A 21,960-nucleotide genomic window follows, 5' to 3' on the forward strand; every position below is an offset into this window, starting at 1 on the left:
AATGCCTAATACTTTTAGCTTATTACGTTTTTACAACATTCCTTTTGTCGACGGTAGAATCATTTTCTCAGTATCGCGTTTTACTGCAACTTTTATCGCTTTTGCAAAGGCTTTAAAGATTGCTTCGATCTTGTGATGTTCGTTAGTTCCTTCGGCTTTAATATTGATATTTGCTTTAGCGCCATCAGAAAACGATTTAAAGAAATGATAAAACATTTCAGTAGGCATTTTACCTACCATTTCGCGTTTGAATTCGGTTTCCCAAACCAACCAATTTCTGCCTCCAAAATCTATAGCCACTTGCGATAAACAGTCGTCCATTGGCAAGCAAAAGCCATAACGCTCAATTCCTAATTTGTTCCCTAATGCTTTAGCAAAAACTTCACCTAGCGCGATTGCAGTGTCTTCAATAGTGTGGTGTTCATCGACTTCAAGATCCCCTTTTACAAGAATTTCAAGATCCATTTGTCCATGACGTGCAATTTGGTCTAGCATATGATCAAAAAAGGCAATTCCGGTTTCGATTTTACTCTTTCCTGTTCCGTCAAGATTTAAGTTAATGTAAATGTCTGTTTCGTTGGTTTTACGCGTAATCGAAGCCGAACGAGCTTCAAGCTTTAAAAACTCATAGATAGTCTTCCAATCAGTGGTTTGTAAAGCGATAACACTATCTAGCTCTTCTCTTTTTGAGGCAACTTCGGCGCTTCCTAGTCCTTCGTCAGTATTAATAAAAATAGCTTTTGAACCTAGATTTTTAGCCAATTCTACATCAGTTAAACGGTCTCCTAAAACAAATGAATTTTCTAAATCATATACAGGATTGTTTAAGTATGCAGTAAGCATTCCTGTTCTTGGTTTGCGTGTTGGAGCATTCTCATGAGGGAACGTTTTGTCTATAAAAACAGCATCAAATACAACTCCTTCATTTTCAAAAGCTTTTATAATAAAGTTATGCGTTGGCCAGAAGGTGCTTTCAGGATGCGAATCAGTTCCTAATCCGTCTTGATTCGTTACCATTACTAATTCGTAATCCAGCTCATTGGCAATTTTAGCCAAATATTGAAATGCTTTTGGGTAAAATTCTAGTTTCTCAAAACTATCTAATTGGTAATCTGCTGGTTCAAGGACCATGGTTCCGTCACGGTCAATAAAAAGTATTTTTTTCATGTTATTTATTTTCTAAATGGCAAGGATGTGAATTTAATCTGCAAAATCTGCGTGCAAAACCAATAGGTGTTTTGCGGTTAAACTTTTATTTCAATGCCTTCAATTCTTTAATTAATATAGCATTTTCTGCTTCAGTTCCAATAGTAAGACGCAAGCAATTTTCACACAAAGGCTGCGTACTTCTGTTTCTTATAACGATTCCTTTAGCAATTAATTGATCGTATCTTTTGTTAGCATCATCTACTTTTACTAGTACAAAATTAGCCTCAGTAGGATATACTTTTTCAACAAAATACACATCAAGTAATACTTTAAGTAATAATTCTCTTTGTCTTATTATAGATGCTATTTCCGAATTTATTTTGGCTGTTTCTTTTAATCGTAAACCGGCTCTTTGCTGCGTTAATTCATTTACATTATACGGAGGCTTTATTTTGTTTAAAATAGTTATAACCGCTTCTGTCGCATAGCAAATTCCTAAGCGTATTCCAGCCAATCCGTATGCTTTAGAGAGCGTTTGAGTAATTATTAAATTAGGATATGCATCCAATTCGTTAATCCAACTTTCCTTTTTAGAGAAATCGATATAAGCTTCATCGATAACTATCAAGCCTTTAAAATTCTGTAATAAGGTAACTACGCTTTCATCTGAAAATGAGTTTCCAGTTGGGTTGTTTGGCGAGCACAAAAAGATGATTTTAGTATTTTCATCTACAGCACTTATTATTTTTTCAATCTGTGGTTGAAAATCTCCCGAAAGTAAAACCTCTCTATTTTCTACATCATTTATATTGGCCAACACACTGTACATTCCGTAGGTTGGAGGTAATGAAATTACATTGTCTTTTTTTGGTTCACAAAAGGCACGAAACAATAAATCAAGTACTTCATCACTCCCATTCCCTAATAATATCTGATTTTGGTTGACATTTTTTTGTTTTGCCAAAATCTGTTTTACGCTATTTTGCTGTGGATCAGGATACCTATTTACACCATTTTCAAATGGATTTTCGTTAGCATCTAAGAAAACCATATTAGCAGTATCAAAATCTTCAAACTCATCACGTGCAGACGAATAGGGTTTTAAAGATTTTACATTTTTGCGTACTAGGTTATTTATATCAAAATTTTCCATTTTTTAAATTTTTATAGCGTTTATCTCAGCCAAACGCAGTGTTACTGCATTCTTATGTGCTTGCAACCCTTCAGCTGCCGCCATAACTTCGATGGCTTTACCAATAGTTAGGATTCCTTTTTCGGTTATTTTCTGGAAAGTCATTGATTTCATAAAGCTATCTAGATTTACGCCACTATAATTCTTGGCATAACCGTTTGTTGGTAAGGTATGATTGGTTCCTGAGGCGTAATCGCCTGCGCTCTCAGGGGTGTAATTGCCAATAAAAACTGATCCAGCATTATATATTCCATCAGCGTAAAAATCATCATCTTCTGTACAAATAATAAAGTGCTCAGGACCATATTCATTAATCAATTCAAGGGCAATAGTGTTGTTTTCTACAAAAATTAGTTTTGAATTAGCTATGGCTTTCTCAGCAATCGCTTTTCTAGGCAAAACGGCAATTTGAGATTGAATTTCATTTTCTACTGCATCAATTAATTTTTTTGAGGTAGAAACCAAAATTACCTGACTATCAGTTCCGTGTTCAGCCTGTGATAATAAGTCAGAAGCGACAAAGGCAGGAATTGCACTATCATCTGCCACAACTAATAATTCTGATGGACCAGCAGGCATGTCTATTGCTACACCAAACTGTGTTGCTAATTGTTTTGCTACTGTTACAAACTGATTTCCAGGGCCAAATATTTTATATACTTTAGGAATAGTTTCGGTACCAAAGGTCATTCCTGCAATAGCTTGAATCCCTCCTACTTTTATAATTCTGGTAACCCCACATAAATTAGCTGCATACAAAATAGCAGGATTTATCTTTCCATTTTTATCAGGTGGCGAGCATAAAACAATTTCGTTGCAACCCGCAATTTTAGCAGGAACGGCAAGCATTAAAACGGTAGAAAATAAAGGCGCTGTACCTCCAGGGATATATAAACCAATTTTTTGTATTGGTCTTTTTTCTTGCCAGCAATTAACTCCTTCGGTAGTTTCGATAGTTATTCTTTCTGTTTTTTGTGCTGAGTGGAACTTGTAAATGTTGCTTTTCGCTAACTGAATAGCCTCTTTTAATTCCTCTGCAATTGAAGCTATTGCTTCGTTTATTTCGTCTTGGGATACTTCATTGTTTTCTAAAGCAATCCCATCAAAGATAGAAGTGTATTTAGAAACGGCTTCATCTCCTTTTTTCTGTACTTCTTTAAAAATTTCTTTAACCGTAACCTCGATATCATCGATTGTTTTAGTTGGTCTTTTTAATATTTCTGACCAAGTTTCGGGTTTTGGACTATATATCTTGTTCATTTTTTTTTGTTTTTTATGCTATGCTTTACGCATATTTGTTTAGATAAAGCTTACAGCCTAAAGCTGGAATACAAAGTCTTAAAGGACCATTTTCTCAATTGGACAGACTAAAATTCCTTCTGCTCCAACATCTTTTAATTTATCTATTACGTCCCAAAAAGTATCTTTATCTATTACCGAATGTACACTACTCCATCCTTCTTGTGCCAGTGGCAACACAGTAAGGCTTCGTAGAACTGGGAGTATTTTTCCAACTTCTTCGATTCGATCATTCGGTATATTCATCAGAATATATCTTGATTTTCTAGCCCTAAGAACAGATTCTATTCTAAATTTAAGGGTGTCAATTAGTTTTTGGTTTTCAGGGTTTATCTTTGGAGAAACGGCAAGAACAGCTTCGCTTTTTAGGATTATCTCTACTTCCTTTAGGTTGTTTTTAAACAATGTACTCCCACTAGAAACAATATCTACAATAGCATCAGCAAGACCAATATTTGGAGCAATCTCCACAGAACCAGAAATTTGGTGAATGTCTACAGTTAATCCAAATGAATTAAAATAATCAGTAACAGTATTTGGGTATGATGTTGCAATACGCAATCCGTCAAGGTCTTTTATGGAATTGTATTCAAAAGCTTTAGGTACAGCAACAGAAACTTTGCATTTAGAAAATCCTAATTTCTGTGCAATTTGGATTCCTTTTCCTTTTTCAACTAATAAGTTATCCCCAACAATAGCAGCATCTACAACACCATCTATTAGATATTGTGGGATATCTGAGTTTCTTAAGAATAAAACTTCTAAAGGGAAATTGGTAGCTTCTGCTTTTAATTGGTCGTTACCGTTGTCTATCGAAATTCCGCAATCTTTTAAGATTTGAATGCTTTCTTCGTTTAAACGACCTGATTTTTGAATTGCAATTTTTAATGTACTCATTTTAGTTTTTTGATTTAAATTAATAGTTTGAGTACAAAGGATTGGATACAAAAAAACCCGTTTGAGTACTCAAACGGGTTTTAAAATATGATGATTTACACGCATACCATTAACACATCGCTTGAGAGCAATAATGAAAATGATGATGATGTAATTGAATTAATGACATAACTTTGCTTTGTTTTTTTTCTTTGATTCGTTTGCAAATATACTAGATAATTAAATTAAAAAGCAATTTTTAATTTAACTTAAAATGATTTTATTGTTAAATTTAAAAATTCTGCAGGCTTATAGCCCGTAAACATTGCTATTTATCTAAAGAAAATGCATTTGCTTTATTAAGTTTTAATGTTGTGAATTTTCATTAAAAATAAGTTTTACGACAGTTCCTTCATTCAACTTACTTGAAACTGAAATAGAGATATCTAATAATTGACTTATTTTTTTTACAATAGATAATCCTAAACCAATTCCTTTTATTTCGGGATATAATTCAGCATGTGAGCGGAAAAACTGATTGAATACTTTTTGTAAATCTTCAGATGGAATCCCGATTCCAAAATCGATAATCTGACATTCAATACCATTTGCAATATCAGTTACAACAATGTCTAATTTGCCATCTTGCTTAGAATATTTAAGAGCATTAGATATTAAGTTGTTAAAGATTATAGTCAGCAAATAAGGATCAGTATCTAAGCAGTAATCCCTATGGAATTTTGTTGAAAGTTGAATTTTTTTAGACTGAATGGTATTTGAATGTCGTGATATTGTGTCTAAAATAAGGGCATTTAAATATACTTTTTCTTTTTTTAAATCTTGGCCTTTATCTCCAAATCGGGCCAATAATAACAATTGATCGACCAATGCATTCAGTCGGTCGACTTCAGAAATACAAAAATTTATTTTTTCTTCATATTCCTTACTATCACGTGGTTTACGTATTAAAACTTCTAGTGTCCCTTTAATTATTGTTAGCGGTGTTCTTAATTCATGTGAAGCATCAGAGGTAAATTGTTTTTCTCTTTCAAGTGCATTCTCAATTCTTTCTAATAAGCTATTTATAGTTTTTGATAATACATATAATTCATCTCGATTTCCTGGTAGTGGAATTCTAGTTTTTAAATTGTCTTTAGTAATAATATTCGATGTTTTGATAATAGTATTAATAGGTTTAATACTTTTTCCAGCAAAAAATCTTGCGATAAAAAACAACAATATCAAAATAAGCGGAAAGGCTACAACCAATATATAGAACAAGTTGTCGAGTACCATTGTAGAATCGGTTAAAGACATGGCAACAATTAAAGATCCTATTTTTTTATTATCTACATAAATAGGCACTTGTATCTGTCGGATGATATTGTCTAATAATTTGGTATTAAACAATTCATAATTGTCTTTTTGACTATGAAAAACTAAGGTTTCAGATTTTAAATTGGGTGATTTTTCTATAATCGTTCCCTTTAAATCTAAAAACTGAACGAAAACGGGGTTTACATCAACAGTATTATGTTCGCGTTCGTTCCACTCCTCTACATCTATCAAAGTTAAAGTACCATTTTTAGTATTGATCTCCTCTAGATGATTTTTAATTTCTATTATAATATCGTTATCGATATGACTGTAAACATTTTGTTTTACAATCGTATAGATAGTAAAAAACACTACAAAAATTAATAATGCAGTGATCGCAATATAATTAAATGCGATTCGGTCCTTGAATGAAAATTGTAACATTTTATTAGTCGTTTGCGATATAACCAATACCACGGATTGTTTTTATGTAATCTTCTTCGATTTTTAAATTCAATTTTTTCCGAATTGCATTCATAAAAACATCAATTACACTTGTGTCATATTCAAAATTAATCTGCCATACAGCTTGCAAAATCTGATTTCGAGTACACACATTTCCTTTATTCTTAACCAAATATGTTAGTAATTCAAATTCTCTTTGTGTAAGCGATACTTCAACACCATTTGTACAAACAGTATGTTGTGCTAAATTAATTTTGATAGTACCAAGTGTGAGTATTTCAGGAGTGCTTTGGTTTCTGAAATGAATTCTAATTCGTTCAATCAACTCTTCAAAGCTAAATGGTTTTTTTATATAATCATTTGCACCCGCTTTTAATCCTTCTATAGTTTCAAGGATAGTATCTTTTGCCGTTAAGAAAAGTATTGGTGTTGTAGTATCTTTAATTCTAATGGCTTTACATAAGTCTAATCCATTGATTTTAGGAAGCATCCAATCAAGTAGAATTAGATCAAATTTTTGTTTTTGTGATAATTCAAAGCCAATTAATCCATCAGAAGCAGCAGTGATTTCATATCCTTCTTCTTCCAAACCTTGTTTAAGAAATTGCACAATGCCAGCTTCATCTTCGACTATTAAAATATGCATTTTTAAATTTATTTGTATTTAAACTTATGTTACTTACCTACTAATACGATTTATTAATAAGCTAGTTTACTACTTTCAAAGATAGAGGTTTTTAAATTGGGTTCGCAAAGTGATGGTATTTCAAATTCAAAAAATATATATTTTTAGAAGAATAGTACTCTTAAAATAAATGAACTCAATGTCTTAATAAAGTACACAAAATGTATTATCTTAAGGGAATCTTAAGGTAATTCTAAGTTACGCAAAAGGTTAAGTTAATAGTCTACAAAGAGAAACAGTTAAATTTGCAACAAATTTTTTTAAGATGACATTATATAAAAAACTCGCTCCGTTTTATTATCTCGCTTTATTTTATTTGCTAGTAAGTTTTGTATTAAGACTAGTTTTATTTTTTCACCCCATAACCGAAGCATCCTTTAGTTTTATTGACACAATAAAAATTTTTGGAATTGGATTGGTTTCAGATGTTTTTGTTTTTGTTATTGCCAGTGTTTTTTTATGGTTGTATCTAATTTTTATATCCAATTCTAAATATCTAAAACCTACAGGTTATATTATTTTTGGTGTTCTTTTAGCACTGTTCCTTTATGTAGCTAGCGGTAAAAGTATTCTTAATGAATATGGAGGGGCATTGCCAGAAATAGTTCTTATATTCATTGGTATAAAAACATTTTTGTTTGGCTTGTTACTTTTCCTTCCTAATTATCGTGACAAAATTAGATTTTGGCTCTTTGCATTTGTAATCTTTCTATATGTGCTTCTAATTTTACAAAATGGAATTAGTGAGTATTTTTTCTGGAATGAATTTGGTGTAAAATATAACTTTATTGCAGTCAATTATTTGGTTTACACCAATGAAGTTATTGGTAACATAATGCAGTCGTATCCTGTTGTTCCATTGTTTTCGGCATTGTTTTTAATCGCTGGAACCGTAACTTACTTTATCGTTAAACGAACAAGAATTTATATTGATAACATTCCCACGTTTGTTGAGAAGGTAAAAACTTCAGCATTATACATTACACTTTTTGCTTTTTCCTTATTTTTTATTCCACGTTTAGCACTTACTGAAAATTCAGAAAATACATTTTCGAATGAGTTGCAATCAAACGGATTATATAAATTTTATTTAGCTTATATAAATAGTAGTTTAGATTACTTTAAATTTTACAAAACAATTCCTAATGCTCAGGCTTACGGAATATTGAAACAACAATTACCTACCATCTCAGGTGAAAGTACTTTGCGAAAAATACAAAGTGACTCAGCTGAAATTCATAAAAATGTAGTTTTAATTACAATTGAAAGTTATAGTGCTGAGTTTATGAAGCGCTATGGTAATGACCAGAATATAACTCCTTTCTTGGATAGCTTAGCTGATAAAAGTTTAGAGTTTACTAATCTATATGCTGTTGGAAATAGAACAGTTCGTGGTTTGGAGGCTGTAACTTTAAGCATTCCTCCTACCGCAGGAGAAAGCGTAGTTAAAAGAAAAGATAATAAGAATAAATTCTCAACAGGATCTATTTTTATGAAGAAAGGATATACTACAAAATATCTTTATGGTGGTGATGCATATTTTGATAATATGAGGGATTTCTTTTCTGGTAATAATTATGATATTGTAGATAAATCAAGTTTTACTCGCGACGAAATTACTTTTTCAAATGTTTGGGGTGTTTGTGATGAAGACATGTCTAATAAGGCAATAAAAGTTATGAATGCTGAAGCTAAAGCAAATAAACCGTTCTTCAATCATATTATGACCGTGAGTAACCACCGTCCGTTTACATATCCAAATGATAAAATTGATATTCCAGGCGATGCTAAATCGCGTGATGGAGGTGTAAAATATACTGATTATGCGCTGAAAAGATTCTTTGAAATGGCGAGTAAGCAACCTTGGTTTAAGAATACTGTTTTTGTAATTGTAGCCGATCATTGTGCGTCGAGTGCTGGAAAAACAGAACTTCCTCTTGATAAATATAGAATTCCTGCTTTTATCTATAGCCCAGGATTTATTCCAGCTCAGAAGTATAATACACTAATGTCGCAAATAGATATTATGCCTACTTTATTTGGTTTATTAAACTTTAGCTATGAAAGTAAGTTTTATGGAGAAGATGTTTTAAAATCTGATTATAAACCAAGAGCTTTTATTGCTACGTACCAAGATATGGGATTAATAAAAGATAATGTTTTAACAATACTTTCTCCAAAGCAAAAGGTAAAGCAGTTTCAATTAAACTTGATTCCAAAGGAAGGTATTGCACCTGAATATCAGATTTTCTATGATGAAATTCCATTAACGAAAGAAAGAACTGATTTGGTAAACGAGACAATTTCGTACTATCAAACGGCTTCGGATATGTTGAAGCATAAAAAGTATGAGAAGTAGGTTTTACTGAAGTTTCTAAGTGTTTTTTTAGGTTCTAAGGCTCTAAAGGTTCTGAGTAACTAAGTGACAAAGTTGCTAAGGCTCAGAGGGACAAAGGTTGTCTATTGTAATCTAGAAATTTTTGAAGGTTGAAGACATCTTATCGTATAAAAAAAGCGTCAAATTCTATTGAATTTGACGCTTTTTTTTTATAGAACCTCAGAACCTCAGAACCTCAGAACCTCAGAACCTCAGAACCTCAGAACCTCAGAACCTCAGAACCTCAGAACCTCAGAACCTTTGCAGTTTAGTCATCTTGGTTTTTCATTCCAAAAAGGCTTCCGCTTTGAAATAATTTCAAATCATCTTTTAAAGCTTGGTTGTTTCTTTGTGTAACCATTGGAGAATCTAGATCACTTAAATCTGGTTTTCCAGCGTTAACCCATGCAGTATACCAGAAACTTGCTGTAGCAGTGATTGCTTTTTTCATTTGTTTCTCAACCATTCCGTCTAAAGAAGCATGGAATTTTGAAGCATAAGCATCTGTGTATTGTAAAGCATTGTATTTGTTTTTGATAAAATTTCCGTCTTTATCAACAACAAACATTTCTTTTTCGGTAGTTGCTTCTCTTAACTTTTTATCAGCTGCTAATAATGGTACGATTAAGCTATGAGTATCATTAATAATATCCCAAGTTGCTTTGTTTACGTTCTCAATATATTGAGCAGTTGGTACATTAAGCTTGTATTTTTTAACAAATAATTCAGGTAGTCTACTTTCCCAAAGTGAATGAATTCCTTTTTGGTTAGTAAGCTGTCCGTCATGATTTGCAGAGGTATGTAAAGGCATGTGAGCATCACCAATATAATGACCTAAATCAGCTGCAAGAAATAAGATTTCTGCACGGTTTTTATCTTTAAAAGCTTTAGTAAGCTTTACCATCATTTCTTCAATGTACCATGGTAAAATTCCATTATCAGATAAAAATTTAGCGTCGTATTTTTTAGTTGCTTCTTCTAATGTTTTTGGTAAACTATCGGCAGAACCGAAGTTTTCCATATCAAAATAATGTCTTGGATTTTCCTCCTTGTATTTTAAAGCATACTTACGAATGTCTGGAACGGATGCTTCTTGTGTAATAAAATCGATGTGATTGTAAAAAAACACTTGTAATGGTCGTGGAAGAGCCATAACTGCAGCTTTGTTGATGCGTTCATGACCAACAATTCCCCACGATAATGATAAAAACCCTATTCCAATCGCTATGATTGCAATAAATTTAGGTTTCATTTTAAATTTTTTCATTTTGTATATTTATTAGGGCTACAAATGTAATTTAATAAATATAATATAAAAGGATAACATTAAGATTATGTTAATTTAACTTCACATAATTTACCATTCCTTCATAAAACATTTAAAATTATGTACTATTTTTACACTAAAATTTGATATATGTGTCGCCCTATCTACTTGAGTGTTTTTTTAGTTTTATTTTCTTTCATCTGTACTGCCCAAGAAGATGTTATACAATTAAAAAAGGTTAGCGATACGATCTTAAATCCGAAAAGAACATTGCAAGTTTCAGATCCGTTTGATCCAATAAAAACGATGCAAAAATTGTTTCCTGGTAGATTGTATAAACTCACTGACGATAATATTTTTATAAGTTGGAAATGCAATAATTGTAAGCCAACGCCATATACAGATGTTAATGAAGTTGAAGGAGATCAATTGTTTCCTTACACAGATGGTGTTGCGACAAGACTTCTTGATAATATTGATTATGTAGATTCAAAAGGAAATCAATTTAAACTTCTACTGTTCAATCATTCTAATTACGATACTGACGGCGCTCAAACTGGGAGATTTTCTGGTGGTTTAGTCGGAATTGCTAAGTTTGCAAAAAATGACAACAGTTGGCAAATGAGATCATTTCAACCGGGAATTGCTGCTTTTGGAGCATTTTCTCGAGCTCCTTCTCCTAAATTGGTACAAATAGGTGAAGATCAATATGCATTTACATTAATTCAGGCAAATGGTGGAGCTGGTGCTCCCTATTCAGGTTACCTCTATCTTATAGCAGGTTTTGGAGGGAAATACCAACCAATAATGGAATTGGGTTATTATAATCTCACTAACAATGGTGAAGAAAATGTACAATGGTCAAGTGCTTATTCTATTATTAATGATGGTAAGAAAAAGTTTTTCAGAGATTTTGCAATTACAACCACAGGATTTTATCGCAAACCAAAAGGGACAGAAGACGATTATGAAGTAGATCTGCCCAAGGAAATAAATGGATTGGCAAAGACAAAAAAACAATTTAATTTCACGATTGAAAAACGCCTTTCATTTAATGGAAAATGGTATGTTATTGTTGGTGAGCCAACTGTTAAGTTTTCTAACGTAAAATAGATTTTTAATTAAAGTATAAAATAGAAGCCAAACTTAAACTAGCGATAACTATCCATAGCAGAACTCCTTGAACTAAAGGCTTCACTCCTACTGTTTTTAAAACACTTAAATTCAATCCTGCTCCAATTAAGAATAAAGTTACAGTTAATCCTATTTTTGCTAAAAGAACCAAAGTTGGTGCAATGATTTCGGTTTGCGGTACATAAGTGTTTAGTAACATTGCCAAAATAAACAATCCAATGAAATAAGGAATTTTAATTTTTGTTTGTTTGTTTTTAAAAAGCACAGTTGTGATAAGTGCAATAGGAATAATCCATAAGGCACGTGCTAGTTTTACAGTTGTAGCTATTTGCAAAGCTTCAGCTCCAAATTTATTTGCAGCTCCAACTACTGAACTCGTATCGTGAATTGCCACTGCGCACCATAATCCAAATTCTCTTTGTGATAAGTCTAATTGATGTCCTATATATGGGAATAAAAACAATGCAATTGAGTTTAATATAAAAATTACTCCTAATGCTATAGATGTTTGTTTCTCATCTGATTTTATTACTGGAGCAATTGCAGCAATGGCACTTCCTCCACAAATAGCCGTTCCACAAGAGATTAAGTGAGATGTTTTTTTATCGATGTTAAACCATTTCCCTATAAAATACCCTAATATTATAGTACTAAATATTGATGCAATAGTAAGAACTAATCCTTCTTTACCGGCTGTTAACGCACTTGTAGCGTTCATTCCAAATCCTAATCCCACTACAGAGAATTGTAATAAAATAGTAATTGCTTTATGATTTAAGTGTAAAAAAGGGTTTCCTGATAAATTAGCGACCAATAGACCTAATAACAAAGCTATTGGAGGAGATATAATTGAAGTTAGACAAAGTAATAATAAAAGAGCAAAAATTATCTGTTTTGAAATTGTACTAATTTCAAATAAATGGCTTGTTGTATGTTGTTTTGTTTCCAAGGTAATAGTATTTAATAATTACAGTACAAAGATCTATAGTTATTGCAACAATTGCCAATTGTAAATTGCGATGGGCTATAACTTCAAGTTATAGTAGTTTGCCATATTCTTAATAAATAGCTCCGTAAGAGCATCAGATTTTCCGTGTAGGGTTATGATATAAAAGTAACGCTCTATTGTTAATTTTTCAATATCCAAAACAATTAATTCGTTGTTTTTTAGTTCTTTGTCTACCGCGTGGATGGACATGAAAGCTACACAGTCAGAATTTAGGAGATAGGACTTGATACTTTCTGTGCTTCCCAATTGCATTTCGATTTGTAATTCTAATAACTTGATATTGAATTGTTTTAAAGCGTACTCAATAACTTCAAGTGTTCCAGAACCTCTTTCGCGAGTTATAAAGCGTAAGTTCTGTAAATCCTCTAATAAAATTTCATTTTTATTGGCTAATGGGTTTTTGCTACTGCAAACCAAGACCAATTCATCCTTTAAAAACTCGGTATATTTGATAGATTGGTTTCGGGATTGCCCTTCGACAATTCCAATTTCTATCTCTTTATTGATTAATGCACTTTCTATTTGTTCGGTGTTTCCGTTTAGCAAATTGACTTTTATGTCTTGCAGTTTTTGATGAAAGCGAGCCAATAAAGGTGGAATGATATATTGTGAAATGGTTGTACTTGCTCCTAATCGTAATAATCCTTGACGCTCATTGATAAACGTACTCATATCAAAATCGATTTCTCGATAAATTTCGAATATGTCCTTGGTATGTTTTAAAAGAATTTCTCCAGCTTTAGTTAGTGTGATTTTGGAGCCGTTTCGTTCAAAAAGTTTTGTTTTATAGGTTTCCTCTAATTCTTGAATATGCTTAGAAACAGCTGGTTGTGTAATATACAATTCGGCTGCAGCTTTGGTAAAACTCAACCTATTTGCAACAGCAGAAAATACTTTTAGCCTGAAATCCATAATCTTAAATTTTTAATTCGTAACGCCCTTTCCTCCACAATATTTTTTTGTAATAAAATAATTAAAAAATTTATAAAAAAAGTTCAGGTCGATACTCAAAATGCATTGTGTCATAATGTTTCCAATTTCCTCCCCAAATAAAACCATATTTTTCAAAAATTGAAACTAGCTTCAGGGGAATTTGATTTCTATAGGAAAGAGTAGCTTCTTCATTTTTACATTTACAATCCCATTGCCAATAATTAGAATTTTGGACATTAATATCTATAGTCATTCCATAACTATGCATACTCAATCGGTTTGTTCCTGAAATTTTTCTCCAACTAAATGTACCTCCAATAGCATTAATATATTTTTTGAACTCTGGATGATTATCTAATTCTGCCGAGAGTTTTTTTACTATTTTATCAATTCCATTCACGGATGTTACTTTTATTTTTTGATTGACTAATTTTGGGCACCAGATAATTTCAGTCATTTTTGATTCAACTTCTGATTTTGAATTTCCGTAAATTTTCTTAAAAAAAGCTTCATTTCGAATTCTTCCAGGATCTTCTTTTGGAATTAAATTCATGTTTGTTTTATTATAAACAAACTTAAATTGATCCTCAATATCTGGATTTTCCAACAATTCTTGATTCGTTTTATTTTTAAAATCATCATAAATCAAATTTGATTTATCGCTAAAAATAACTTTATTATCTTTATAACCAACAATTTGATTTGGATATGCTTTAATTAATTTTTGAACATTCAATGGGATTTCTTGAGAAAAACCATTTTGGAATATAAGGACTAAAAAAAGGAATCGTTTCATTTAAAAACGTTTTAATTGAGAAGAACTAAAAGTCCATTCGGGTGTTTTTAGAGAAGTTCCAAAATCGACGGCGTACCAAGGACTCAACGAACTTTTATTTGGATTTTTCAATATTTGAATTTCCTGTGCTGGCATATAGCTTTGTGCTAAAAGCATGATTTTTTGGTTGTTTTTTGGATTCACAGCTATATCAACCACAATAACAGCATGACCTGGAAAGCCTCCTTTTATAAAAACATCTCCAATTTTTATGTCTAAAACATTAATTGATTTCAGCTCTTTTTCTAATGAAGCAGTTCCTGCATACATAAAAACCGTCTCTAAGTATTTCCAATAGGTTTGATAACTATCAGATGGTTTTGCAGTTTTAACCCAACTAGTTTTGTTGCCTTTAACTGCAATTCTGTAACCTGCAGCCCATTTACTAAAATCAACTCGAAAACCATTTGTGAAATTAAAATGTATTTTATCGTACTGTTTTTGGCTATAAAAATAATCCGCTCGTAAACGCATCACGGCATCGGCACATTGATGTAAATCCTGTTTTCCAATGGGTAAATCTACAACCGCTTCATAAATATTTCGATTTGATTTTATAGTTCCGTCAAAATACAAAACATTTGAACCTGAAGGTTTTAATGGAAGATTTCGTAAAAAATATCCAAACGAAGTTTTAGATTCTTCTTCCCTCACAAATCCCTGAGGTGGCTGAAAACGTTGTTGAATCGTGTTTTCTAAAAGATTACTTTTGGTAGTATTATTTGTCTTTGAAAATGAAAAATAACAAAAAAGAACCATCAAAATTGTTACAATAAACAAGAATTTAACTTTCATAATTTAGTCTTTTAATTCATAACTACAAGATTACAAAAAGTTAACAGGAATTCGATTATATTTCATCACAACATTCCATTATATTTTCTAACAAACCACTCTGTTGCTAATGCTATTGAAATTAAAATCAAAAGCCAAACCCAATCAATCAAAGGAGTTTTTGCACTCACATTTTTTTGAATTGCTTTGTATTCTGGATTCTCTAAAAGCGCTTTTATCAATGAATCTGATTCATTCTGAAAAAATGCTTTTCCGTTAGTTTGCAGTGCTAGTTGTTGCAATTTTTGAACATCTGGATTTACAAATTGTTTTTCAATGTCAAAATCTAAAACTTCAAAACGACTTGAATATGTGGTTTTTGAATTTAATTCTTTAACTGAAAAAGTATATTTTCCTGCTGGAAGCCCATCTAAATTTACGGAATAAAAATTATTGTCTTTTAATAAATCGTAATTTTTAGTTTGCTTCGTTTCTGTATTGGTCACAGAAATAGTAAGATTGGCTTTCTCATCAAACTCATAATTTTTATTAAAATATTGAGCATTGATTTCTAGGGCATCTCCTGAATTGTAAAAACTTTCATGATTTACAACCAATGATTTCTTTGAGTTATTTGAAGCAAGATACTGAATGATTTTGTCAATGAAAATATCATATTTGGTAAATGACTGATTGTCAATATGACTTTGCATACGCCATTTCCATGTGTTCTCTCCAAAAAGATAAGCATTTCTTTTTCCTTGATTTTCTGTAAAAGATAATAATGGAGCATTGGTAGCTACATTTCTAATTTTCGACGAAAGTAAAATCGAAACATTTTCTTTTGTAGTTATTGTTCCAAAAGAATTTTGCAGGGGTGGGAAATTTTCAAATCCAATTTCTTCGGATGCAAACAAATTAAATTGCGAATTAAATTCGGCCAAATAATCTTCTTTCTGATTGCTCATTCTGAATAAGAAAGCAGTTTGTTGTTGGTTCAAGAAATTAAAGTCAGTATTATTTCCTGTTATAATAAAGGTGTTAATTCCGGCAGCTTTGTTTGAGTCAAAAACAGGTTTGAATGCAGCAGTTGGTTGGTATAATATTAAAATATTATAATCTTGTAATGATTTGATTTCGTTAGGCTTAATCAGAACAACTTTACGTTGTGCATTTGATTCAATCGAACGTTTTAATGAAGCAATATCAGGATGGTTTATTGTTGAAACAATAGCTACTGTAGTTTTTTGGTCAATAATTTCGACAGCAAAATTCTTAGTATTGTTATACGAGTTTTTTTCTTTTTCGCTTGACGAAATTGTTGCTTTAAAAATTTGTGTTCCTACTTTATCCGCAGGCAATAGTATATTTAAAGTAGCAGTTTTTTTAGACGGAGAAAAAGAAACTTTTTCTTTAGCTAAAACTGTACCTCCCTGAGAAATCGATAAATCAGAATTTATATTTTTTGTTCCCGAATATTGCAAGAATACTTCGACTGGAAATTTGTTTTTATAAAAGGCATATTTGTTTACGTTAAGCTGATTTATTTTTAAATCCAAAAAAGTTGTAGTGTCTCCTACTATTACAGGATAAACTTTATTGTTTGGGTCAAAACGATATACATAATCATTCCCTGTAGTTTGATTTCCGTCAGTAATAATTACAGTTGGGAAAACTACATTCTTATTGATGCTTTTTAAATTCTTTGCAATTTCGTCTAGATTTGTTTGGCTCCCTTTAAAATCAAATTCTTCCGATTGTTTAAAGTCGGCATCGAATTGATAAGATTGAATTTCAAACTTTTCTTGTAACTCTTTATTCGAAGTTAGTTTTTTATACAATTCAAGAACTTTTTCTTTCGAATTTAAAGCGATGATAGAACTTGAATTATCCACTACTATTGGTAATGGTGTTTTAATAATTTCTAATGAGTTTTTGGTGATTATTGGATTTATCAATAAAACGAATATCCCAAAAATGGATAGAAAACGTAAAAAAGCCAAAAACAAATTCAATTTTGATTTGCTTTTGGCTTTATAATAATATTGAAAAAATGACAAACCTCCTGCAACTACTAATGAAAGTACCAATAATAGAATCGTGTTTGTAGTCATGTTTTTTTATTAAAAGATTTAATAATTGAAAGATTTAATGATTGAAAAATCTAAATAAAGTTAGTATAAAAACATTCAATCTAAATCTTTACAACTAAAACCTTTGAAGCTTTGTCACTTAGAACCTTAGTGGCTTATGTAAGCATTCCTCCACAAACATTAAGTACTTGTCCAGTAACATAAGCACTCATATCTGAAGCTAAGAAAAGACAAGCATTTGCTACATCTTCAGTAGTTCCTCCACGTTTTAATGGAATCCCTTCTCTCCAACCTTTTACTACATCTTCGCTTAATTTTGCAGTCATTTCAGTTTCAATAAATCCTGGAGCAATTGCATTGCAACGAATGTTACGAGAACCTAATTCTAATGCTACAGATTTTGTAAATCCGTTAACACCAGCTTTTGAAGCAGCATAATTTGTTTGACCTGCATTTCCTTTCACTCCAACAACACTACTCATATTGATGATTGATCCAGAACGTTGTTTCAAAAATGTTTTTTGAATTGCTTTAGTCATATTAAAAACTGATTTCAAGTTAACATCAATTACTTGATCAAAATCAGCTTCGGACATACGCATTAAAAGGTTGTCTTTAGTAATACCAGCATTATTTATCAAAATATCTACAGTTCCAAAGTCAGCCAAAACAGCATCAACGAAAGTTTGTGCTTCTGTAAAATCTGCTGCATTCGATTGGTATCCTTTTGCTTTAACACCTAGAGCATTCAATTCTTTTTCTAAAGCCAAAGCTGATTCTACAGATGCACTGTATGTAAAAGCTACGTTTGCACCATGTTTTGCGAAAACTTCAGCAATTCCTTTTCCTATTCCGCGGCTTGCACCAGTTATAATGGCAACTTTTCCTTCTAGTAATTTCATATTATGGTATTCGTTTTTTATTTTCTAAATACAAATATAGATTATTTAGGCGTTTTATAAAATTTGTAATACAAAAAAGCCTCACCGAAGTGAAGCTTTTTTGTATTGTTATTTGAAGTGTGACTAGAAAGCTACATTCCATCTTGGTAATTTACCATTTTCATCTAAGAAATTTTGTAAAACCTGTCCTTCAACTGTTGTTGGAATTGCTTTAACATCTTCATTAAAAGTTTCGTACCATGAAACTTCTAATCTGTCGATGTTTTCAATTTTCATTTGTGCTGGCCAAGAATATTTTCTCCCTGTTTTTGCAAATTGGTGACCGTTTACAATTTTATCGTGTAATCCACCATTTTTACTTTTTAGAGTTCCATCATTTTGTACAGTTCCAGTAGAACCTACCATGATTAATTCTTTGTTTTCACCATCTATAGCGTAAACAACAAAAACTCCACTTCCAGTTTCAGATGCATTGCATGCTTCTTCTAGGCTATCGTCTTGTGTATAAGTAAAATTTCCTTTTACTGTAAACTTTTCTAATTCTTTGTGCATATCTTTTATTTTAAGCTTCTAGGCTTCAGAGAGGCTAAGTTGCTAAGTTTTTACTCTAAATTCCAACATTATAAAAATGTAAAAAAAGTCTCAACAAATATTGAGACTTTTTTTTGGAATTTTTTATTTTGAATATTAGAGATTATCCTAATACTTCTTTTACTTTTTTACCAATTTCAGCTGGAGAATCAACCACGTGAATTCCGTTGTCTCTCATAATTTGCTTTTTAGCTTCAGCTGTATCATCAGTACCACCAACGATTGCACCTGCGTGACCCATTGTACGTCCTGCTGGAGCAGTAACTCCTGCGATGAAACCTACAACTGGCTTACGGTTACCATCAGCTTTAATCCATTTAGCAGCATCAGCTTCTAATTGTCCACCAATTTCACCAATCATTACGATACATTCTGTTTCTGGGTCATTCATTAACAACTCAACAGCTTCTTTAGTAGTAGTTCCGATAATTGGATCTCCACCAATACCAATTGCTGTAGTTATTCCTAAACCTTGTTTTACAACTTGGTCAGCAGCTTCGTAAGTTAAAGTTCCTGATTTAGAAACGATTCCTACAGTTCCTTTTTTGAAAACGAAACCTGGCATAATTCCAACTTTAGCTTCACCTGGAGTAATGATTCCTGGGCAGTTTGGACCAATTAATCTAGCATTTCTTTCTTTTACATAACTGTTGGCTTTAATCATATCTGCTACAGGAATTCCTTCAGTAATAGCAATGATAACTTTAATTCCAGCGTCAGCTGCTTCCATAATTGCATCAGCAGCAAATGCAGGTGGTACAAAAATAATTGTTGTATCAGCTCCAGCTTGTACTACAGCGTCTTTTACTGTATTAAAAACTGGACGATCTAAATGCGTAGTTCCTCCTTTTCCTGGAGTTACACCACCAACAACATTAGTACCGTACTCAATCATTTGAGAAGCATGGAAAGTTCCTTCGCTTCCTGTAAATCCTTGAACAATTATTTTGGAATCTTTATTAACTAAAACACTCATGATATATATTTTATGTAGTTTTTAAAATTGTGATGCAAAAGTAAGGTTTTGTAAATTATTTTGAACCTTTTTATTATCAAAATATCTTATAATAATTGACTCATTTGATAACCTCGGTATAATTTATTGTCTTTTATTTGCCAAATAGCCATAAAATGGGCTAATAACATTTCTTCTCTTGGGTTTTCGATAGTCTTTACATAATGAGAATAACGTACCGAAACTAAATCATCTTCTTCTATAATATGACTAATTCGAACTTTAGAACGCACATAGGCTCTACTTAATTCGTTAGATAAATCTAATATTCCATTATAATCAAGCTGGATAGGTCCTTTTGTACTATGCCAATCAATAATTACTTCTGGATGCAAATATAATTTGAAGGTTTCACTATCAATTAAAGCATCCGACTTATAAAATTTCTGAATAAATTCTTTAGCAGTCATAGTTATTTTAATTTATTTAGAATTTCAGGAATTTTCTTGATATTAGCTAATTGTTTTAGCTTTTCTCTTGATTCTTCGATTGGCGTACCAAAATAAGATTTCCCTCCTTCTACAGATTTAGTAACTCCTGTTTGTCCCATTATTACTGCCTTCTCTCCTATTGTAATACCGCTTGTTGTACCAACTTGTCCCCAAATTGTTACTTCGTCTTCGATAATTACACAACCAGCAATACCAGTTTGTGAAGCGATTAAGCATTTTTTTCCAATAACGGTATCGTGACCTACGTGAACTTGATTGTCAAGTTTAGTTCCTTCACCAATAGTTGTATCGCCCGTAACTCCTTTATCGATAGTACAAAGCGCTCCAATTCCAACATTATCTTGTATTACAACTCGTCCTCCCGAAATTAATTGGTCGAAACCATCAGGGCGCTTTTTGTAATAAAAAGCATCTGCTCCTAATATTGTTCCAGCGTGTATGATAACATTGTCACCAATTACAGTATGGTCATATATAGATACATTTGGGTGTATCAAGCAGTTTTTACCAATTGTAACATGATTACCAATAAAACAATTGGGTTGTATTAAGGTTCCTTCTCCAATGGTTGCCGAATCTGATATGGCAACATTAGCAAATCGGAAAGGTCTAAAATGTTTTGTAAGTTTATTAAAATCTCTAAAAGGGTCATCAGAGATCAATAGTGCTTTACCTTCAGGACAATCTACAACTTTATTAATTAAAACAATTGTTGCTGCTGAATTTAATGCCTTGTCATAATATTTTGGATGATCTACAAAAACGATATCTCCAGGTTCAACAACATGAATTTCATTCATACCTAAAACTGGGAAGTTTTTATCACCAACAAATTCACAATTAAGCAAATTTGCAATTTCTTCTAAAGAGCAAACTTTTTGAAATTTCATATTTTATAATTAGTTTTTAGTATCAGTTTTCAGTCTCAATTTTCAATCTATATTAACAAATTGCCAACTGTGACTGAAAACTAAAAACTTATAAAAACTATTCTTTTACACGCTCCATGTAAGAACCTGAAGCAGTATCAATTTTAATTTTATCACCTTCATTGATGAATAAAGGAACGTTTACTGTAGCTCCAGTTTCAACAGTTGCAGATTTTGTTGCATTTGTTGCTGTGTTTCCTTTAATTCCTGGTTCAGCATAAGTAACTTCTAAGATTACTGAAGCTGGCATATCTACTGATAAAGGTAAATCTGTTTCAGTATTGATTTGAACCATTACATTTGTTCCTTCTTTTAATAATCCTGGAGCATCCAAGATTGATTTGTTCAAAGAAATTTGCTCAAATGTTTCATTGTTCATAAAGTGAAATTCATCCCCTTCAGCATATAAAAACTGGTATGTTTGTGTTTCAACACGAACATCTTCAATTTTGTGTCCAGCAGAAAACGTATTATCTAATACTTTTCCTGTTGTTAAGCTTCTTAATTTCGTTCTAACGAAAGCAGGACCTTTACCTGGTTTTACGTGAAGAAATTCGATAATTTTATAAATGTCGTGATTGTATTTGATACAAAGTCCGTTTCTTATGTCTGATGTTGATGCCATTGTGATTTTGTTTTATTTTATGTTTTGTTTAATCGTTTAAC

20 protein-coding genes are annotated in these 21,960 nt (G+C 31.8%); 2 read left to right on the forward strand and 18 right to left on the reverse strand.

The features are described 5' to 3' along the window. Positions 1 to 30 precede the first annotated feature (30 nt). From hisB to LNQ49_RS00340, 6 genes are all read right to left on the reverse strand, one after another. Positions 31 to 1,167 carry a bifunctional histidinol-phosphatase/imidazoleglycerol-phosphate dehydratase HisB gene (gene hisB / locus LNQ49_RS00315; protein WP_229986804.1) on the reverse strand — a complete coding sequence of 379 codons (1,137 nt, stop codon included), beginning with the start codon at positions 1,165 to 1,167 and terminating at the stop codon, positions 31 to 33. Positions 1,168 to 1,252: 85 nt separating this feature from the next. Next, a complete protein-coding gene (gene hisC, locus LNQ49_RS00320) occupies positions 1,253 to 2,302 on the reverse strand; it encodes a histidinol-phosphate transaminase (RefSeq protein WP_229986805.1) in 1,050 nt (349 codons plus the stop codon). Positions 2,303 to 2,305: 3 nt separating this feature from the next. Beyond that, complete coding sequence (hisD, locus tag LNQ49_RS00325) at positions 2,306 to 3,601, reverse strand: histidinol dehydrogenase (RefSeq protein WP_229986806.1); 1,296 nt, start codon at positions 3,599 to 3,601, stop codon at positions 2,306 to 2,308. A 78-nt stretch (positions 3,602 to 3,679) separates the two neighbouring features. Continuing rightward, positions 3,680 to 4,537 carry an ATP phosphoribosyltransferase gene (gene hisG, locus LNQ49_RS00330; RefSeq protein ID WP_229986807.1) on the reverse strand — a complete coding sequence of 286 codons (858 nt, stop codon included), beginning with the start codon at positions 4,535 to 4,537 and terminating at the stop codon, positions 3,680 to 3,682. A 345-nt stretch (positions 4,538 to 4,882) separates the two neighbouring features. Continuing rightward, positions 4,883 to 6,277: a sensor histidine kinase gene (locus tag LNQ49_RS00335; RefSeq protein ID WP_229986808.1), complete on the reverse strand. Its 1,395-nt coding sequence runs from the start codon at positions 6,275 to 6,277 to the stop codon at positions 4,883 to 4,885. Positions 6,278 to 6,281: 4 nt separating this feature from the next. After that, on the reverse strand, positions 6,282 to 6,944 hold the full coding sequence (locus tag LNQ49_RS00340; RefSeq protein ID WP_229986809.1) for a response regulator transcription factor: 663 nt from the start codon (positions 6,942 to 6,944) through the stop codon (positions 6,282 to 6,284). Positions 6,945 to 7,248: 304 nt separating this feature from the next. Between LNQ49_RS00340 and LNQ49_RS00345 the strand changes: the two genes are divergently transcribed. Then, positions 7,249 to 9,342 carry an LTA synthase family protein gene (locus LNQ49_RS00345; RefSeq protein WP_229986810.1) on the forward strand — a complete coding sequence of 698 codons (2,094 nt, stop codon included), beginning with the start codon at positions 7,249 to 7,251 and terminating at the stop codon, positions 9,340 to 9,342. 286 nt (positions 9,343 to 9,628) lie between these two features. Here LNQ49_RS00345 and LNQ49_RS00350 read toward each other — a convergent pair whose 3' ends face one another. Further along, positions 9,629 to 10,627, reverse strand: coding sequence for a zinc dependent phospholipase C family protein (locus LNQ49_RS00350; protein WP_229986811.1), 999 nt, complete (start codon positions 10,625 to 10,627; stop codon positions 9,629 to 9,631). Between the two features lie 150 nt (positions 10,628 to 10,777). Here LNQ49_RS00350 and LNQ49_RS00355 point away from each other — a divergent pair, with 150 nt between their 5' ends. Then, entirely contained in the window at positions 10,778 to 11,740 is a 963-nt protein-coding gene (locus LNQ49_RS00355; protein WP_229986812.1) for a hypothetical protein, read from the forward strand. A gap of 4 nt (positions 11,741 to 11,744) precedes the next feature. On the opposite strand, the gene LNQ49_RS00360 is transcribed toward LNQ49_RS00355, so the two are convergent. The 11 genes from LNQ49_RS00360 to efp all read right to left on the reverse strand — a co-directional run bounded on the left by LNQ49_RS00360 (position 11,745) and on the right by efp (position 21,919). Next, the gene (locus LNQ49_RS00360; RefSeq protein WP_229986813.1) at positions 11,745 to 12,710 is read right to left on the reverse strand and encodes a YeiH family protein; all 966 of its coding nucleotides are present in this window, start codon (positions 12,708 to 12,710) and stop codon (positions 11,745 to 11,747) included. 75 nt (positions 12,711 to 12,785) lie between these two features. Further along, entirely contained in the window at positions 12,786 to 13,682 is an 897-nt protein-coding gene (locus tag LNQ49_RS00365; protein WP_229986814.1) for a LysR family transcriptional regulator, read from the reverse strand. Positions 13,683 to 13,752: 70 nt separating this feature from the next. After that, a complete protein-coding gene (locus LNQ49_RS00370) occupies positions 13,753 to 14,499 on the reverse strand; it encodes a M15 family metallopeptidase (protein WP_229986815.1) in 747 nt (248 codons plus the stop codon). Beyond that, a complete protein-coding gene (locus LNQ49_RS00375) occupies positions 14,500 to 15,333 on the reverse strand; it encodes a DUF4846 domain-containing protein (protein ID WP_229986816.1) in 834 nt (277 codons plus the stop codon). Positions 15,334 to 15,398: 65 nt separating this feature from the next. Further along, on the reverse strand, positions 15,399 to 17,426 hold the full coding sequence (locus LNQ49_RS00380; protein WP_229986817.1) for a hypothetical protein: 2,028 nt from the start codon (positions 17,424 to 17,426) through the stop codon (positions 15,399 to 15,401). A 134-nt stretch (positions 17,427 to 17,560) separates the two neighbouring features. Next, complete coding sequence (gene fabG, locus LNQ49_RS00385) at positions 17,561 to 18,307, reverse strand: 3-oxoacyl-[acyl-carrier-protein] reductase (RefSeq protein ID WP_229986818.1); 747 nt, start codon at positions 18,305 to 18,307, stop codon at positions 17,561 to 17,563. 123 nt (positions 18,308 to 18,430) lie between these two features. Beyond that, the gene (locus LNQ49_RS00390) at positions 18,431 to 18,859 is read right to left on the reverse strand and encodes a hypothetical protein (RefSeq protein WP_229986819.1); all 429 of its coding nucleotides are present in this window, start codon (positions 18,857 to 18,859) and stop codon (positions 18,431 to 18,433) included. Between the two features lie 142 nt (positions 18,860 to 19,001). Beyond that, entirely contained in the window at positions 19,002 to 19,874 is an 873-nt protein-coding gene (sucD, locus tag LNQ49_RS00395) for a succinate--CoA ligase subunit alpha (protein WP_229986820.1), read from the reverse strand. 86 nt (positions 19,875 to 19,960) lie between these two features. Further along, positions 19,961 to 20,323 (reverse strand): nuclear transport factor 2 family protein, encoded by a 363-nt coding sequence (locus LNQ49_RS00400; protein WP_229986821.1) that lies wholly within the window; start codon positions 20,321 to 20,323, stop codon positions 19,961 to 19,963. Positions 20,324 to 20,325: 2 nt separating this feature from the next. After that, the gene (locus LNQ49_RS00405) at positions 20,326 to 21,255 is read right to left on the reverse strand and encodes a UDP-3-O-(3-hydroxymyristoyl)glucosamine N-acyltransferase (protein WP_229986822.1); all 930 of its coding nucleotides are present in this window, start codon (positions 21,253 to 21,255) and stop codon (positions 20,326 to 20,328) included. A 97-nt stretch (positions 21,256 to 21,352) separates the two neighbouring features. Then, a complete protein-coding gene (efp, locus tag LNQ49_RS00410) occupies positions 21,353 to 21,919 on the reverse strand; it encodes an elongation factor P (protein ID WP_129538468.1) in 567 nt (188 codons plus the stop codon). Positions 21,920 to 21,960 lie beyond the last annotated feature (41 nt).

This window comes from Flavobacterium pisciphilum, from assembly GCF_020905345.1.
Lineage (GTDB): Bacteria > Bacteroidota > Bacteroidia > Flavobacteriales > Flavobacteriaceae > Flavobacterium > Flavobacterium pisciphilum.